At 40.6% G+C, this 18394-nt stretch carries 13 protein-coding genes; 2 read left to right on the top strand and 11 right to left on the bottom strand.

What is annotated here, in order from left to right; all coding sequences use genetic code 11:
- Positions 1-15 precede the first annotated feature (15 nt).
- The 11 genes from OWEHO_RS10930 to asnS all read right to left on the bottom strand — a co-directional run bounded on the left by OWEHO_RS10930 (position 16) and on the right by asnS (position 16180).
- Entirely contained in the window at positions 16-774 is a 759-nt protein-coding gene (locus OWEHO_RS10930; RefSeq protein WP_014202537.1) for an SDR family NAD(P)-dependent oxidoreductase, read from the bottom strand.
- Positions 775-811: 37 nt separating this feature from the next.
- Positions 812-2083 carry an MFS transporter gene (locus OWEHO_RS10925; RefSeq protein WP_014202536.1) on the bottom strand — a complete coding sequence of 424 codons (1272 nt, stop codon included), beginning with the start codon at positions 2081-2083 and terminating at the stop codon, positions 812-814.
- A 17-nt stretch (positions 2084-2100) separates the two neighbouring features.
- On the bottom strand, positions 2101-2472 hold the full coding sequence (locus tag OWEHO_RS10920; RefSeq protein WP_014202535.1) for a cupin domain-containing protein: 372 nt from the start codon (positions 2470-2472) through the stop codon (positions 2101-2103).
- A complete protein-coding gene (locus OWEHO_RS10915) occupies positions 2469-4622 on the bottom strand; it encodes a heparinase II/III domain-containing protein (RefSeq protein WP_014202534.1) in 2154 nt (717 codons plus the stop codon). The genes OWEHO_RS10920 and OWEHO_RS10915 overlap by 4 nt, the downstream gene beginning before the upstream one ends.
- The gene (locus tag OWEHO_RS10910; RefSeq protein ID WP_014202533.1) at positions 4619-6886 is read right to left on the bottom strand and encodes a chondroitinase-B domain-containing protein; all 2268 of its coding nucleotides are present in this window, start codon (positions 6884-6886) and stop codon (positions 4619-4621) included. Before OWEHO_RS10910 ends, OWEHO_RS10915 begins: the two co-directional genes overlap by 4 nt.
- 71 nt (positions 6887-6957) lie before the next feature.
- Positions 6958-8319, bottom strand: a complete 1362-nt coding sequence (locus OWEHO_RS10905) for a RagB/SusD family nutrient uptake outer membrane protein (protein WP_014202532.1) — start codon at positions 8317-8319, stop codon at positions 6958-6960.
- An 11-nt stretch (positions 8320-8330) separates the two neighbouring features.
- Complete coding sequence (locus OWEHO_RS10900; RefSeq protein ID WP_014202531.1) at positions 8331-11351, bottom strand: SusC/RagA family TonB-linked outer membrane protein; 3021 nt, start codon at positions 11349-11351, stop codon at positions 8331-8333.
- Between the two features lie 169 nt (positions 11352-11520).
- Positions 11521-12249 (bottom strand): FadR/GntR family transcriptional regulator, encoded by a 729-nt coding sequence (locus OWEHO_RS10895; protein ID WP_014202530.1) that lies wholly within the window; start codon positions 12247-12249, stop codon positions 11521-11523.
- Positions 12250-12556: 307 nt separating this feature from the next.
- Positions 12557-13159 carry a phosphatase PAP2 family protein gene (locus OWEHO_RS10890; RefSeq protein ID WP_014202529.1) on the bottom strand — a complete coding sequence of 201 codons (603 nt, stop codon included), beginning with the start codon at positions 13157-13159 and terminating at the stop codon, positions 12557-12559.
- A gap of 1 nt (position 13160) precedes the next feature.
- Positions 13161-14612, bottom strand: a complete 1452-nt coding sequence (gene rpoN / locus OWEHO_RS10885) for an RNA polymerase factor sigma-54 (protein WP_014202528.1) — start codon at positions 14610-14612, stop codon at positions 13161-13163.
- A 137-nt stretch (positions 14613-14749) separates the two neighbouring features.
- Positions 14750-16180, bottom strand: a complete 1431-nt coding sequence (gene asnS, locus OWEHO_RS10880; protein WP_014202527.1) for an asparagine--tRNA ligase — start codon at positions 16178-16180, stop codon at positions 14750-14752.
- 245 nt (positions 16181-16425) lie between these two features.
- On the opposite strand from asnS, the gene OWEHO_RS10875 reads away from it, so the two are divergent.
- Complete coding sequence (locus tag OWEHO_RS10875) at positions 16426-17040, top strand: TetR/AcrR family transcriptional regulator (protein ID WP_014202526.1); 615 nt, start codon at positions 16426-16428, stop codon at positions 17038-17040.
- Between the two features lie 3 nt (positions 17041-17043).
- A complete protein-coding gene (locus tag OWEHO_RS10870) occupies positions 17044-18393 on the top strand; it encodes a TolC family protein (RefSeq protein WP_014202525.1) in 1350 nt (449 codons plus the stop codon).
- The last annotated feature ends 1 nt before the right edge of the window (position 18394 follow it).

Genomic DNA, 18394 nt, shown 5'->3' with positions numbered 1-18394 from the left:
TAATCTTTTTAAAAATTAGATACCTAAGGCCTGACCTCCGCCTATTTGAATTGTTTCAGCAGTGATGAATGATGCATCCTTGCTAGCTAAAAATGAAACTACAGAAGCTACTTCTTCTGGTTGACCTAGTCTTCCAAGTAGAATGTTGTTTTTCCATGAAGCAAAAACTTCTGGTTTGGTAGACTTGATTTGAGCGTGGAAAGGGGTGTCGATAGTTCCCGGAGAAACAGCGTTTACACGGATTCCGTACTCAGCTAAATCCTTGGCTAAAGCTCTTGTGATAGCATGAACTCCGGCTTTGGATGTACCGTAAATTCCAGCTCCAGGGCCACCAGCATTCCAACCTGCGTTAGAAGTATAGTTAATGATGTTAGCGTTTTCGCCTTTTTTCAAAAATGGAATTGCGGCTCTAGAAACGAAGAAAGTAGAATCAAGGTTCAAAGCCATCACACCTCTGTAAAACTCAGTGGTCATTTCTTCAAATCTTGATCTTCCGCCAAGACCACCAGCATTGTTTACTACGGTGTCAATTTTGCTATATTTTTCTCCAATTGCTTTGATGTTTTCGTTCACAGCGTTTTCGTCTGTCACATCAAATCCGCGGTATTCAGCTTTAATACCCAAAGAAGATAGCTCCTTTACTTTTGCTGCTCCTGCTTCATCATCTATGCCGTTCAGAATTACGGTGAAACCGTCTTGTCCTAGTCTCTTGGAAACTTCAAAACCTATTCCTCCGGTGGCTCCGGTTACTACTGCTATTTTTTGTGCACTCATGTTTATTCTAATTAAATGTATTTGACTTGTTGATTTACTATTCCCTTACAGGGCCTATGTTTTTTATTAATATGAAAATGGATAATACGCCCATGGCAACGGCTACGCATATTGCTATAAATGCTGGTGTGTAGGAACTTGTGGTTATTTGACCTACAAACCAGTTCATAATCATGGGAGAAATGGCTGCTACTGTGCCTGCTAATCCTGCTAATGTGCCTACAGATGGGCCTCTGAATAAATCACTTGATATGGTTTGGATGTTGCCAATGGCAAACTGAAAACCAAATAGAGCGATACCTGCCAGGTAGATAAATGTCATGAAGTTGTCTTGTCTCACAAACATTATTATGGAAACGAAGGCCGCTAAAATCAATACTCCTCCCACTACTATGGTTGCTTTTCTAGAAGCATCTACCGAGAATCGCTTCATTAACTCTCCAGTAAAGATTCCTCCTAAAATACTTCCGGCTGCTGCCATCAAATAGGAGATCCACATCGTACCGGCAATTTCTTCAATGCTCAAACCGAACTTGTCATTCAAGTAAATTGGCATCCAGCCAGCAAAAAACCACCAGATGGGCTCTATAAAAAAGCGGCAGGCTAATACTCCCCAAGATTCTTTGTGGCTTAAAATTTTTGCAACACTAAGGCTTTTGGCTTTTTTAGAAGGGTCATCTTCCTCATCTATTCTGCTGGAAAGAATTAAGTTTCTTTCTTTCTCTGTTACCCAAGGATGTTTTTCAGGCGTAGATTTATTTAGAAACAGCCATGGAATAACCCATAAAATACCAAGTGCTCCTAAAATGATGTAGGTGGTTTTCCAACCAAATTGACTGTAAAGCAAAACAATTACAAAAGGAGCAATTACATTACCAATGGAGGCTCCTGCATTAAATATACCTTGGGCAATAGCGCGTTCTTTTACAGGAAACCATTCCCCGTTGCTCTTCACGGCACCGGGCCAGTTTCCGGCTTCGCCAATTCCTAAAAGACCTCTAAAAATAGAGAGCGTAATTAAGCCTCGAGCGAAAGCATGAAAAGCCGATGCTACCGACCAAACGATAATGGAAACGGTAAAGCCGAGGCGTGTTCCGATAACGTCATACAACTTGCCCGAAGCAAATTTTCCGAAGGCATAGCACGCCATAAAAACATTTAGCATTACCGCGTAGTCCGACTTGTCCATGCCCAAGTCTTCGCCCATCTGAGGCCACAATAATGCAAAGGCAGTTCTATCAATATAGTTTATAACGGTTGCGATAAAAATCAACCCTATAATCCACCACCTTAATCCTTTTAGTTTCATCTTGTTTTATTAATCCGTTAGTCTTTGTCGCCAAAATAAGACACGCCACTTCCGTCAAGAAAATCTTCACGAACAGGGCTGAAAACGTCAATCAGCATTCCGGCTTCAAGGCATACAGCGCCATGTAGCGCATTTGGTGGAATGTAAACTCCATCACCGCCATTTACGATTTGCTTTTTACCGTCTATTTCAAATTCAAATTTGCCCTCTACACAGTAGGTGGCTTGTGTATGAAAATGATGGTGGGGAGAGCCCACGGCACCTTTTTCAAACTTTACTTTCACCATCATGATTTGGTTGTCATATCCTAGAAATTTGCGGCTCACACCGCCTCCAAGTTCTTCCCAATCCATGTTTTGAGTTAGAATAAATTCTTCGCTTCTGTTCATACTTTTGATATTGATATATGCGGGTTGTTAAAATTTTGATTTTCTGAAAGTTCAAACTCAAGTTGAAATTCCTGAGATGAAACCGTGGTAATTTTTAGAGTAAGCACTCCGTTGTTTTCTTCGGCTGTAAGGCCAGAAATTTGAGTTGCTGCGCCAGATGTTTTTTCGTGAATGGTGTTGTAATCGCCATGAGGCTCTAAAACTGAAACCCAGGTTTGCGATTTTTCTTTGCTTCTGTAAATCAAAGCTTCTTGATGAAGCAAATTTGCCTCTGGATCATTAGCTCCAGTTTGCGCCCAAAGCACTTTAAAAGGCTGGGTAGCTGTTGTGCTAATGGTGTAAAATGAATTGCCGTTTACCAATGTGCTTTGTGCCAGTTTGGTGGTTTCTGAAGCGCCACGCAGCCAAAGGTGTTGATAGCCATTTTCTTTACCCAAAACTGTAAGTTGATTGGCTTCCATTTGTACCGCTGGCTTGCGAAATACTATGTCTCCTTTGTAGTGAAAGGGCAAATCAAGTTGGTGACTTTGCTCGCTATTAGCGGTAGTTATGTCTATAGTTACAGCCCCAAGTCCTTCTAAGGTGACCAAGGCTACATGGCGTTGTAAGTTTATCCCCGGGTAGGCCGTGTTGTTTTTTGCAGCAGCAGCTTTTATAGAGTCCGAATTGATAAAGTAAATGCCATCACCATGATGCTGATCGGCTAAATCATCATCGCCACCGTATTGGTTGTTTTCGTCTACCACCAATGTATTGTGCGCAATGGTTTGATTGGCCCAAGTATCATTTTCGGGCAAATATCTCCCTCCAAATTTTTGAGGAATGTTGTGGTAACGAGCAGCGCCATAATCAGCTAAAATTTCATTGCCATGGCCGTACCACAATATACCAAGCTGATCAAAATGACCGTGTCCCATGCCGTGTGTACCGAACTTTAAAAGTGCAGTTGTTCCACCACAAAACGGATCGGAACGCAAAATGGCTAAAGCTCCACTTTCACCTTTCGGACCATCTTTTATGTAAAGTGTATTTCGCTTAAAAGGCTCACATTTCTTTTTATGAAGTCCAACCAAAGCATCGGTCAGTACTACATTTCCGTTTTGTTTCATCACCTCAACCCATAGATCCGGGTTTTCGCTGTGATCAAAAACCAGTGGCAAGGCATAACCTAGCTCTGGAGTTTCGATGCTTTTCGCTTTTACCGCATCGTTTAGCGGAAAGAAATATCCGTTGCAGGCACTTAGTTGTACTGTGGTTTCAATGGTTTTTAAAATCACACCGTCCTTGTACTCCAGTACTTTTATCTCAGGCTGATTTGCTTCTATAGCTTGGGCCAAAATCACCAGTGGCATTAGAGCGTAGCGCTGATAATATGGGCCTTCAGAATAATATCCGTCAGGTGAAAAAAGCTGGTCTATTTGCTTAAAATAGCCACTGTTTCCCGATTTGTCTCCTCCGTTGAGGGCGGCATCAACCCACTCTGGATGATCTAAAACGTAACCGGCCATACCAACACCCGCAACACCCCACATGGCGTGGTTGTGTATTTTGTTAAATGTGCTGGCAGATTCGTCTTTGATAAAACTTACCATAGGCTCAAACAAGCCGGTGATGATGGTAGCTCGTTCGTTTTCAGAAAGAGCCGAATTGATTGCGTCAAAAGCTTGGATTAGGTAAACCAATGAAACTTCTTCGTTCAATATTTGCCAAAATAGTTTGCCGGGTGCTTGCGTTTTTCCTTCTGGGTGGGTAGATAAATTTGGATACATGGCTGCGTAGCCAATTAGAATTTCTTTAGCGTAAGCCAATGCAGACGTGTCACTTTCCAGTAAATAAAGGGTGGCAGCTGTAAGCGCATTTTGGTAATTTGCTTTGTGCGTTTCGTGAGAATATCCACCGCCAGCATCAAGCGGTTGTGGAAATTCAAGCGGCTTTTCTACAGCTGTATTAAAAGCTGTTCTTAGCTTTCCAAGCGATTTTTCTATAAGCACATTATCCTGATGCGCCATTATAAAATCAGCGCCATTTTGGGTCAATAGTAATTTTGGCGCATGGGTATTCACGGTGGCTTCTGTTTCTTCTTGGTTTGCACAAGCAAGGAGCATCAGGCCACAAAAGGCCATGGTAATATGTATCAGCAGTTTCTTCATTTGGTTTCTTCTAACTGCCAATTATTGATTGCTTCGTTGCTATAGCTTACCGGCTTTTGCGTGATGGAATTTCTTTGAACCCTTGAAGGGTAAAATGTTTGGATACGCCCAGAGTTGTAGACATTACAATCATGTATAGAAATCTCTGCCCAAGCAGGATCTTCAAATAAAATTACACGGCCACTTTTGCCAGATTCAGTGAAATTGCAATTGTAGATTTCAGCATCTTGGACTCCAATCATACGAACCACTGTGCCTAGCTCACGATTACAAACGTTGGCAAATGTGCAATTGCTAATTGTGGCAAATGGTCCTAATGTGCTTTCGTCATTTCCGCCTCGGTAAATATTGATGGCTTCGCCCATTATGTTGGCAAAAACACAATTTTCAATAGTTATAAACTCTGCGTTGTAGCGGCCTTTATCATCGTTTTCGGAAGCCAGTTTTATGCCTTGGCCAGAGATAGTTTTAAACCACGAATTGCTTACTTTAATGCTGTCTGCAAAAGTTCCCTTCTCGGCAGAAATACCGGCAAAGCTACCTTCGTTAAATTCTGAAAAGCGGCAATTATTGACCGTAAGGTTGTAATGCTTGAGCATTGGAGCGATGGCTGAAACGCCAAATGGAACATCGCCATAAGCCGATCGTCCGATGAATGAAATTCCATCTATAGTCACGTCAACACCGTCAGTAATTTCAATAAATGCGCGGCCTCTAAAATTTTTACCAGGCACAAATTGCGGGTGCTCAATACCTGCTTTCGCTACAATGTGAATGGACTTTGAAGCTTCTATTGGTTGCTCAAATGGATATTCTCCAGCTTCATCAATCCAAAGGGTGTCACCAGTTTGCATATTGGCAACGGTACTTGCGAGATCTGCTTTAGTACTTTGGTTAATGTGAAATGCTTCACCGGTTCTTGAACCTTCCTTTTCGAATTGATTCTTGTCCAGCCAATGCGGACCTGTTTCGGATTTTTGTACAGGTAATTTAGGTTGAGGGTAACCGTTGATGGCATCCAGGCCTTCCGAAGATTCCGCTAGCATAAGGTCTGCTTCAGAAAAGCCTGAATGCGCAACATCAACGTCACTTAACACATTGTTCTCAAACTTTACGCCTGATATATCGTCTAAAAATTCTACTTGCCAATCTTTATCATCCTGATAAATAATATTGTTGCTAAAGGTGGTATTGATGGGTGCCGCAGTGCGCTCATTATCGCTACCAATTCCAAAAGCTATTTGAGTACAATCGATAAAAATGTTACTGTCTATGAGCACATTGTTTACTTGGTGATAGCGGTTGATGGGTGAGTTTGGAACTCCATTCATCACTGCCAATGCCGCAAAAAAGCGTTTGCCCCTAATTCCACTGAAGTAATTGTGCTTGATAGTATGGCCAGCATTTATTACTCGAAGTCCGCCCGTGGCTGCAACTCCGTTGCCAATGAAATAGTTGTTTTCTACAAGGTTTTCGTTTCCATGGCGCATGGCTAATACGCCTTCGCATTCATAAAAAACGTTACCGGACACAGCGTTTTGACTGCTCTTTATTGATACGGCTTCCACTTCGCCATTGCATCGGTCGAAGTAGTTATTTTTTAAAGTTAAGTGGCTTGGTTTTAAAGATTGTGATGATGCTCCCACACGGATAGTTTCACCACCATTACTGCCCATGCGTGGTTTTGGGGCAAAGTAATTGGAGTCGATAGAGTGATAATTGTTTATAGCAAGCGAGTCGGCAATTTCTACAATAAGTGTAGTGCCCAAGTTGAGTTTTGTTCCGATGTAGTTGTGGTCGAATCTATTGTGAGTTCCGTCAATAGTCACCCAGCTGTCTTTCTTTATTCTATCAGGGTTTGAGTAATTGATAATTGCGCATTCCGTAACTCTGGTGTATGATGCTTTTTGTTTTCCATCTTCTGAGCTAAATGATATTACTGAACCTTTTGGTGAAAAACCATTTTCGAATTTGAGGCCATGAAGTACTAAATGTGATCCTGAGATATACACCTGAGATTGTCCGCTAAAAATTGTGTTTCCTGCATTTTCTGCCATTAAAACGATGGGAGCATTTTCTTCGCCATTTGCACTAAAATGAATTATTACATCTTCATAAGTTCCTGAGGGTACCAATACGGTGTCACCAGGTTTTGCTGAGGATATCTTTTCATTTAAACTTTCAACATTAAGAGTGGTAACCTTTTGTTGGTCACAACTAAAAAGTGCGAAAAGAGATAATACGATAAATGAATATTTGGACATGAAGGTCTATGTGTTCGAAAAGGAATGGAGAGGGGCTTTTACACCCCCGACCCCATTCAAATGTTAAGTTTTTAGTATCCTGAATTTTGAGTTAGCAAACCATTGCTTACATCAATTTCTCTTTGCGGTATTGGATAAAGCAGTCTATAGGTAGGTACAGAAAAACCTTCTGTTGCACCTTGAGCATTCATTACATCGAATGCACGGCCTGTGCGAAGTAGGTCAAACCAACGATGGTTTTCAAAGGCCAGCTCGTATCTACGCTCCTCTTCCATAGCAGTACGATACTCATCTGCAGTAGTAATGTCTGTGGTAGTAAGAGATGATAGGCCTGCTCTGTTTCGTGTTTCATTTAGGTAATCCAAGGCATCCTGTGTAGGGCCGTTAAGTTCATTTTCCGCTTCCCCATACATTAGTAGTACATCGGCATAGCGCAGCAAAGGCCAGTCATTACCCGCATCTAGTGGGTTTGCGGATGATAGATACTTTCCACAAAGGGGAGGAGAATCATTTGTAATCAAGAAGCTGGTACGAATGCTATCTTCAGCAGCAGCGGAGTTAATAAAATCCGTAGTAGGATTATTCAATCCTCCAAACTCACCCTGAATAGTCATTTCATGACTAAATGATTGTCCTTCTCCATTTGAGTTTTCTTTAAACTCAATAGCCATAATGATTTCATCATTAAGCTCATTAGAAATGCTAAATACATCCTCATAATTAGGCTCCAGAGCGTACCCACCCATATTGATAACATTACCTAATTGGATTTTAGCATCACTATATTCTTTTAGAGTCAAGTGTACTTTTCCTAAAAGGGTCATAGCCGTGTAAAGATTTGGTCGACCTGCATCACTGGTAGCGGGCAGGCTTTGAGCGGCAAATTGCAAATCACTTTTGATAAAGTTATAGATTGTTGCTTCATCCACTCTTTTGAAGAATTCGTCTTCTGAAGAAAGAATTACATCATCTACCAAAGGCACAGCACCATACAACCTTACTAAGTTAAAGTAGTTGATTGCTCTTATCAATCTTGCTTCACCTTCAAAGGATGAGCGCTGTCCGGCATCTGTCACCACGTCAAGATATTTCAAAACTGTGTTGGCACGCATAATCGTGTTGTAGCTAAGCTGCCAATAGTTTAGTGTGTAGTTATTAGTGGTAGCGTCATTGAATTTATCAAGCTGACCAAATCCACCTTCGTTTAGCACGGTGGTTCCATTATCGGAGCGCATTTCGGTAAGTATAAATTCGATTTGAATCGTTTGCTGCAAACCGTCATAACAGGCATACAGTCCAGACTCTATTTGTTCGGCATCTTCATAGTATCCTTCTGCCGTTAGCTCAGACTCTGGCTCAAGCTCTAAGAACTTTTCGCAAGACGCAGAAACTGCCAGTATCAATCCAAGGGTGATATATTTTATTGCTTTCATAAGTCTGTTTTTTAAAAGTTTAGATTAAGGCCCAAGGCGTAAGATCTGTACTGAGGAGCAGCACCACGCTGATATCCCATGGTAAGTGGGTTGTCGTTAAACAAGTTTACACCTTCAGGATTATAGCTGGTATAATCGTCAGCTGTAAAGTATAGTAGGTTATAGCCCGTAAAGTATACACGCACGCCTGCTTTTTTGGTCCAGGTTTTTGGGAGTGTGTACCCAATGTTTAATGATCTAAGAGCAGTAAAAGATGCGTCCTGAATCATGTCATCAGTTTCTACCTTAAGGCGAGTTTTGGCTTGCTCATCAGCAGTAAGTGTGTTGGCACCTTTCCATTGAGACTCATAGTAATATGGGTCAATGTTGAAAACTTCAGCACCTTGAGAACCTTGCCATACCATGGAAAGATCGAAGGCTTTATAGTTCATACTAGTGGTGATACCCCAAACAAAATCTGGAATTGGTGACCCTAAAACAGTTCTGTCCTCATCGGTAATTACACCATCTCCATTCAGGTCTTTTACATATACAGCATCGGCACCTACATTTACCGGCCAGTAAGGTGTAGCAAGATCTGAAGTGCTTATTTGTGAAGCAGTTTCATATCCATAAAACTGTACTAAGGGAGATCCCACTTGTGCGATGTACTGACTTGGACGTTTTTCATCAGGAGTTGAAATCAATTGATCTACACCGGCAAAGTCAAGCAACTCATTGCGGTAGTGCGAAATATTTCCGCCAATTCTCCATGTAAATTTATCATTGTCAATGGCTACAAAGTTTACCTCAAAGTCAAACCCTGTATTTTTCATTTTACCAATGTTCTGATATTCTTCAGTAAAACCAGTTACAGCAGAAATTGGAACAAGTAGAAGGAGCTGGTCAGTTTCGGCAATGTAGTAGTCAAATGAGAAATACAGGCGATTTTCCATGAAGGCCATGTCAATACCAAAGTTTGTCTCAGTAGTACTCTCCCAACTTAGGTCAGGATTTGAGGTAGAGGTTTGTGCAAAGCCTTGCTCTATGGTATTGTTGTTTATGCTATTTACCGGGGTCAATGTGCCGTAGGCAGCATAGTTTGGGATACCATTGTTTCCTGTTTTTCCCACAGTAGCTCTAAGCTTAAATTCATTAATGGTGTTGGTAAGTGGCTTGAAGAAATCTTCCTGACTAACACGCCATCCTAAAGATGCTGAAGGGAAAAATCCCCATTGATTGTTTATTCCAAACTTTGAGCTTCCATCCCCACGGGCACTTAACGAAACCATGTATTTGTTTTTGTAGGAGTAGTTTACTCTAGAAAAAAGTGACGCTAGAGAAGACTGCTCTTCAAAAGTGCTTCCGCTAGAAATAATACCAGCGTTCAATGTAGATATTTGGTCGGTTAAGAAAGAGTTAGCCGCAAGGCTGGTATTTGAGTAAGTTGTTTTTTGTGCTGAAAACCCACCAAGAACATTCAGGTCATGATCTCCAAATGACTTATCAAACGTAAGTGTATTTTCACTTAACCAGTCAAAAATTTTGTCTTCAGAGTAAGTTCCTTCTGTCGCCTCAGTTCTGATTGACCAAGACTCTTGGAAGTACTCATTTTGTGCTGAGCTATTAAAAGTACCAAAGCTTGTTCTGAAGGACAGAGACTTGGTAAGCTTTACTTTGGCATAAGCATTCGCAATGTTGCTAAAATACTGTGAGGTGCGGGTTCGGCCGTCTACTTTTGCCAAGCTACTATTGTTGCTTGTAAGCTGAAGGTTCACTCCATTTACATCCGAAAAATGTCTTTCATGAGCAATATCGCCCACCTGTACATCATAGCCGGCAGCAGCTGCATATTGTACGGTTTCAGATGTATGATATTCAGGCAACCATGGCTGAGAGCGAAGAGCATCATGTAGACCAACTCCAAGAATTTGCTGCTTGCTCATGCTTGGGTTTATATTTACGCCTACTTCTAACCAGTCATTTAGTTTACTGTCAATATTTACCCTAAGGTTATACTTGTCATAATCGTTAGTGCGAAGCACACCTTCATCTCCAATGTAACTACCACCTATGTAATAGTTTACTCCTTGAGTTCCACCAGATACGCCTAAGGAGTAATTTTGAATTAAACCGTTACGCATCATCACATCTTCCCAGTCTGTGTTGGTACCTAAATTGTCCATTTGTACAATTTCATCAGGTACGGTAGTTAAGCCCATTTGTGAAAGATTGCTTCTTACATAGTTTGACCATTCATCACTTGAAGGATAAATTTCTTGTTTTATGGGAGTTTTTACGCCAACATATGAGTTGAAAGTAAATGTTGCAGGTTTTGCACCGTAAGAGCTTCCGCCACTTTTGGTTGTAACCAGAATTACTCCGTTAGCACCTCTAGATCCATATATAGAGGCAGATGCAGCATCTTTTAATACTTCAATAGACTCAACGTCATTCATGTCAATAGTAGAGAGATCACCTTGAATAGGGTATCCATCAATTACAATAAGTGGAGAAGTACTAGCGCTAATGGAGGTTAAACCTCTCACTTGAATGGTTGGCGCTGCTCCGGCTTCTGCGCTAGTGTTAGTTACTTGAACTCCAGCTAGCTTACCAACAAGCGCTTGATCAGCACGAGGTACAGCAATTTGAGCCATTTCGCTACCCTCGGCTTTACTTACTGATCCGGTAACATGTGATTTCTTTTGAGTACCATAACCAACAACAACTACTTGTTCCAGCACGCTGGTCTCTTCTTCCAGTGAGATGTTGATTTGCGTTCTACCTGAAACTGAAACTTGTTGAGTTTTGTGCCCGATAAATGAAACCTCGAGTATGGCATCTGGGCTTGCTTGGATTGTAAAGGCTCCATTGGCATCGGTAATAGTGGCGGCTTCTGAGCCCTTTACTACCACAGCGGCACCAGGTAGTGGTAGTCCATCCGTGGGTGAGGTAATCACACCTGAAATTGTCTTCGTGTCTTGAGCGTTAAGTGGCTCGTAACAGACCGTAAAACAGGTGATTAATAAAAGGATTTGTAATAATTTTTTCATAACATAGGTTTTAATTATGTGTTGTATTTTTGCTAAATAATAAACGCACGTTCCCCTGACGACTTTGACCGGTGATACTTGCAGGTAGGCTCGGTGTCTGTTGGGTGTGGGTGCAACGATAAAAGGATCAGTATTTAGTTACTGATCCTTTTTTTAACTGGAATTGTCTTTATTCATTAAAGGTATTTTTCGGATTATTAGAGTTTAGGATATCACTTAGGTGTTCCGCCATTCCCGCTTCAGCCTTATCAGGATTTTGCTCCTTAATAGCTTCTAGAATTTGACGGTGCTCTTGAAGAGCTTTATAAAATTTACCATCTCCACATACATTCTTAGAAATATAATTTCTTAGAATATCCGGAGTTATTAGCATCATCAAAGATTTAAGAACTTGATTCTTACTTGCTTCCGCTATTTTTAGGTGAAACATTAAATCTTGATCAATAGCTTGCTTGCCAAGCATCACTTCTTTTTCATAAGCTTTGTATGCCTCCTCAAGCATTACTAAATCTTCTTCAGTTCTACGCAAAGCAGCATTTCTTGCTGATTGTATTTCTAAGATGTATCGGGTTTCTACCAAAGATGAAAAGTCATCTTCATGCAACTTGAGTACATCAGATATTAAGCCTTCAAGTGCGGTAATTCCAATTCCTGATACTATGGTGCCACTTTGAGGAAGTGTTTTTAGAATTCCATAAAATTCTAGCTTTTTAATGGCTTCGCGTACATAACTGCGGCCAATACCAAGTTTTTCGGCCAACTTCCTTTCAGGGGGAAGTTTTTCTCCAGGCTTTAGCTCTCCATCAACGATCAAATTTCTTATTTGACGTATGATGATGTCAACTGGAGATTCGATTTCAATCTCCGTAAGATTTCTTAGTAAATCACGTTGCCCCATAGCATAAAAATTGGTTGACCAAAATTGGTTTACCAATATTACTAAAATTATTCTATTTGCAAATTTTACTCAAAAAAAAACAGTGAAGAGAGGTTAAATCCTGATTAATAGTGGTGTTGCGAAGTGGTTTTTATTTTAGAATTATGTGTGGAGTTGCCGGTGGGAAGTGAAAATTTTAAGTTGATTTCTTCAAAAAATGACATTTGGGTAACCTAAAACGCAAAAAAACTACGTTGCGAAAGGGAAGGTGGTAAAGTAGTTTTTAGGGATATTCCTACGTCATTGTGTTAGGAAGAAACAACATTGCTTAACCCAAAGTGATTACCGTAAAAACAACAATTACTCCGGTCAGAAAACCAGTTATAATTTCAGTGGGTGTATGAGCTTTTAAATATAATCTGGCGCTGGCGAGGAAGCCACATAGTATTATGCACAAAGCAATAAGTGGAAGAAGGTTGATTTGAAATTTTAGCGAAAGCGCAAAAAGCAAAGCGGTGAAACCTGCAATGCCGCCAAGGTGAGCACTCGGTTTCATAAACCGTAAAAGCATTAGATGCAATACAATAATAATAGTGCTGGCAAGTAAAAAGAGGTAAGCTTCTCGCGGGAGTTGCAACACATTTATCATGGTAGCAATGAAGTAATAGCAAATGGCCCCTACGAGATAAGGTATTCGTCTTTCTTGGGCGGTTTTCATTTCCAAGCTTTTGATTACATCTAGCTTGTAAAGAAGGTAGCTGATGGCTAGAGGTAAAACATAGGTGCCTGTAAAAACCAAAGCCAAGGTGATGATAAGTACATTAGAAGGAATAAAATAGGGACTAAATTGCATTACAGCCAAGGTGCCCAATAAGGGGAAAACCGCTGGATGTAATAAATAGGAAAGTGCTTGGGCAAAAGACCTATTCACCTTAAAGTTGTTTTCTTAGTCTGGCTACCGGAATGTTTAACTGTTCGCGATATTTGGCCACAGTTCTTCGGGCAATGGGATAGCCTTTTTCTTTTAGAAGCTTGGCCAAACGGTCATCGGTAAGTGGGCTGCGCTTATTTTCTTCGCCAATGGAGTCTTCTAAAATCTTCTTGATTTCTTTGGTAGAAACATCTTCGCCCGCATCGTTTTTCATGCTTTCGCTAAAAAACTCCTTTATAAGAAAAGTGCCATAAGGTGTTTGCACATATTTGTTGCTAGCCACCCTGGAAACCGTGGAAATATCCATTCCAATTTCATCAGCAATGTCTTTCAAAATCATTGGGCGAAGCTTGCGCTGATCCCCGGTAAGAAAATATTCTTGCTGAAAATTCATGATGGAAGACATGGTAACTAAAAGCGTTTGTTGGCGTTGACGAATGGCATCAATAAACCATTTTGCGCCATCCAGCTTTTGCTTCACAAACATCACAGCTTCTTTTTGTGACTTGCTTTTTTCTTGTGAACTTTTGTAGGTTTCGAGCATGTCTTTATACTCGCGACTAACGTTCAATTCAGGGGCGTTTCTAGAGTTTAGCGTAAGCTCTAGTTCGCCTTCTTCTATACTTATGGTAAAATCAGGAATTACTGATTGAATAGACTTTTGGGTGTTAGTTGATGAATTACCAGGTTTTGGGTTTAGTCTGCTAATTTCCGAAATAGCATCTTTCAAAAACTCTTCATCAATTTCCATGCGCTCCATCAACTTGGAGTAATGCTTCTTTATAAATTCGTCAAAGTAATTTTTTAGAATTTCACGTGCTACTCGAATAGCATTGGTGTTTTCTTTTCTTTCAAGTTGAAGAACCAGGCATTCTTGCAAATCACGAGCTCCCACTCCAGGTGGGTCAAGTGATTGGATGATGTGTAACACCTCCTCTAATCTAGGTTCGTCTACAAATACATTTTGGGTGAAAGCGAGGTCATCTACAATAGCGTTCAGTTCGCGTCTGATGTAACCGTCATCGTCAATGTTTCCTATGAGATATTCAGCAATTTTGCGATCCTCTTCTTTGAGGCGGCTCATGCTGATTTGGTCCATCAAATATTCAGTAAAAGATGTACCGCCCGAAATAGGAACACGTGCGTCTTCGTCATCAGCTGAGTAATTGTTGGCCTTCATTCTATAGTCAGGCACTTCATCATCACTCAGGTATTCGTCTACATTAATATCCTCGGCTTCTATAGATTGATTGTCACCCTCATCATATTCTGGGTAATCATCTTCGGGATGCTCATCTGCATCCATCCCTTCTTCAAGCGCAGGATTAGCCTCAAGCTCCTCTTTTATTTTCTGCTCCAGAGCCTGTGTAGGCAACTGAATAAGCTTCATCAGCTGTATTTGCTGAGGAGATAACTTTTGCAGTAATTTTTGACTGAGGTGCTGTTTTAGCATTTTTTATTAACGTAGCTTTTTAGTTTGTGACAGGCCTTTTCTCATTTTGAAAAAAAGGCGCTCTATCAAATATGTTGCCGAAGTTAATAAAAGTAAGAAGATAGCTTCACAAAACGACCTTCAAAAGCAAGTATTTTTTAAAAATCTGCGTTACCAGGTGTTCTTGGGAAAGGAATTACGTCTCTAATATTGGTCATTCCTGTTACAAAAAGCACGAGTCTTTCAAAGCCAAGGCCGAATCCGCTGTGCACACAGGTTCCGAATTTACGAGTGTCGAGGTACCACCAAAGCTCTTTTGGGTCAATGCCAAATTCCTCCATTTTTTGTAGAAGGACATCGTGACGCTCTTCTCTTTGTGAGCCTCCTACTATTTCTCCAATTCCTGGGAAAAGGATGTCCATAGCACGAACGGTCTTTTCATCATCATTGAGGCGCATGTAAAAAGCTTTGATAGTAGCAGGGTAATCATAAAGAATAACCGGACAGCCAAAGTGTTTTACCAAAAACTTTTCGTGCTCTGATTGAAGGTCTACCCCCCACTCATTAATTAGATATTGAAATTTCTTCTTTTTGTTAGGTTTAGAGTTTCTCAAAATTTCAACTGCCTCCGTATAACTTACTCTGCGGAAGTTATTGTCTGCTACAAACTCCAAGCGATCTTTCAATGACATTTCGCTGCGCTCGGCCTGAGGCTTGGTTTTTTCCTCATCTTCCAGCCTTTTACTCAAAAACTCGATATCATCAGCACAATTGTCCAGAGCAAACTTTATCACTTTTCGCAAAAAGTCTTCGGCCAAATCCATGTTGTCATCAAGATCAGCAAAAGCTACCTCAGGCTCAATCATCCAGAATTCTGCAAGATGGCGAGTGGTGTTTGAGTTTTCAGCTCTAAAAGTCGGTCCGAAAGTGTAAACTTTTCCAAGAGCCAATGCACCAAGTTCTGCCTCGAGCTGGCCAGAAACTGTAAGATTGGTTTCTTTCCCAAAAAAATCTTCGCTGAAATCTACTTCTCCGTCTTCAGTAAGTGGGATGTTCTTTTTGTCTAATGCAGAAACGTTGAACATTTCCCCTGCTCCTTCAGCATCACTTCCTGTAATAATAGGGGTGTGCATATTGTAAAAACCACGCTCATGGAAATACTGATGAATGGCAAAAGATAAACTGTGACGAATTCTCAATACAGCTCCAAATGTATTAGTGCGTGGACGCAAATGCGCTTTTTCGCGCAAAAATTCCATCGAGTGCTTTTTAGGTTGAAGTGGATATTCTTCAGGGTTACTTTCCCCAAGAATTGCCACACCCGTGGCTTGTATTTCTAAATCTTGCCCAGCGCCTTGTGAACTTACCACATCACCAGTCACCTTTATACAAGCACCCACGGTGATTTTTTTCAGTACCTCTTCCGGAGTGTTTTCAAAATTCACAACTGCTTGAAGGGTTTTTATAGTGCTACCATCGCTAAGAGCGATAAAACGGTTGCTTCTAAAATTTCTAACCCAGCCTTTAACGGTTGCTGTGGTGCCAATCGGCTTTTTGCTAAGTAGTTCTTTTATTGAAATATGATCCATTGTGGTCTGATATTTTGAGGGCGCAAAGTTCTTAAAATTCTGCAATCGCAATAAGGTAAATATCGGTTTTAGGATGGCTAATTATTCGGATGGGATGAATCGAAACAACCTAGAGGAATAGGTTGGGGTTGACTGGGTTTCTTCTGCCTTGATGTTAAGCAAGTTATGTTTTTTGGAAACCAAGGAAACTTTTAAAGCCTCAATAGTTTCCGAAAGACATTTGTGTATATATTTGCGCCCGATTTATGGAAAAGCAGGAGAGAGAAATAATGGAGTGTGCGCTTAGGATGTTTAATAAATATGGCATCAGGAGCGTGACGATGGATGATGTGGCCAAGGAATTGGGCATTTCCAAAAAGACGATTTACAAGTATTTTGAAAACAAGGCAGACCTTATACATAAGAGCATCATAAATAAGTTTGCCGAAATACAGCAAAGCCTTTTAGAAATTCATAGTCGTACTACAAATGCCATTGATGAGCTAATGGAGGTGGATGCCGTAGTTGGTCGTATAATGAGAAACCACAATCACAGTATGCAGTTTCAGCTGCAGAAATACTACCCAGAAACTTTTAGCGAGGTGTTTGAAGGACGTCATGAAATGCTAAGCATGATGATTCAGGAAAACATTGAAAGTGGAAAGCGTGATGGATTATACAGGCCTGAGGCGAGCACAGAGGTGATTTCATTTTTGTACTGTGCTAAAATGGAAACCATGCCGGAAGAGGAGCGCGAGCTTTTTGATAATCACTCTATGCCATTTGTGATGCATCAGGCTTTGGAGTATCACATTCGGGGTTTGGCCACACCTAAAGGATTGGAATATTTGGAACAAAAATTAAAGAATAAGTCAATATAGAATATGCGAACATTAGGACTTTTAATGCTAATGGTTTTTGGCGTTACAGCTTGGAGTCAGGTTGACGAAGAGAAAGAAAATAAAACGGCCTTTAGCCTAAAGGAGGCTCAGGAGTATGCTCTGACACATGCTTTTAGTAATAGGGATAGAGAGCTGGAGTTTGAAAAAGCAAAAAGAACCATAAATGAAACGCGAGCTATTGGTTTGCCGCAGGTTTCTGCAGGTTTAGATTTTACTTACAATGCTCAAATTGGAAAAACAGCAATTCCATCGGAATCATTCCCAGGAATGGCTCCAGGGGATATATTTTATTTACCAATGGGGGTAACCTATTCAAATATTGGTAACCTTAACGTTAATCAACTAATTTTTGATGGATCTTACTTTGTGGCTTTACAGGCTAGTAAAGTGGTTAAGGAAGGCGCAAGACTGGATGTGCAGCGTTCAGAAATTGAAATCAGAAGGGATGTAGCACAGGCGTATTATGGTGTTTTGGTAACTGAAGAAACAATTGAGATTATTAAAGAGAATGTAGAGAGTCTTCAAAAGAACTTTAAGGAAACTCGCGCTTTGTATGATAATGGATTTGTAGAGGAGCAGGACGTAGATCAGTTGGAACTGTTAGTTACCGGACTGGAAAATACACTGGATAGAAGTGAAAGGCAATTGATTTTAGCCAAGATGCTGCTCAACTTTAATATGGGAAGGTATATAGAAACAGAAATTGAACTTACTGATAAAACGGAGGAGTTAATGGTAAGTGAGGAGGCTGTGCAGGAATCAGCATTTAAGTTAGATGCTAATGTCAATTTTAAATATGTACAGGCGGTAGAGCGTGGTGCTCAGCTTTCTGTAAAAAATGAAAAGTGGAAATATGCACCAACCATTTCAGGTTTCGTGAGACATGGTCAGTCAAACTACACTAATGATTTTGATCAAACATTTGATTTCAATCACTATTGGATTCCCAATACTGCAATAGGCGCTAGCCTAAAATGGGATTTGTTTACAGGCCTTAGGAGAAATGCAGTAACTCAAAAAGCAAAACTTGATCTGGAACAGGCAACTTTGGCTAGAATGCAAACGGCTAATCAGCTTACCATGCAATACGAGCAGGCAAAATCGGACTATGAATACGCTTTTGATAATTACAATACCACCAAAAGAAACGTGGAGTTGAGTAAGCGCATAAGGGACAAAACCAGAATAAAATATCAGGAAGGTATTTCAAGTAGCTTGGATCTTACTCAAGTCGAAAATCAATATTTTGAAATACAGCAGAATTATTTACAGGCATTGCAGCAATTGCTAAATGCTAAAGAAAACCTTGACGCAGCAATTGGTCAACCTTAAT

Source organism: Owenweeksia hongkongensis DSM 17368 (genome assembly GCF_000236705.1).
Lineage (GTDB): Bacteria > Bacteroidota > Bacteroidia > Flavobacteriales > Schleiferiaceae > Owenweeksia > Owenweeksia hongkongensis.
The sequence above is the reverse complement of the archived record's forward strand: the minus strand, read 5'-3'. Positions and strand labels throughout refer to the sequence as shown.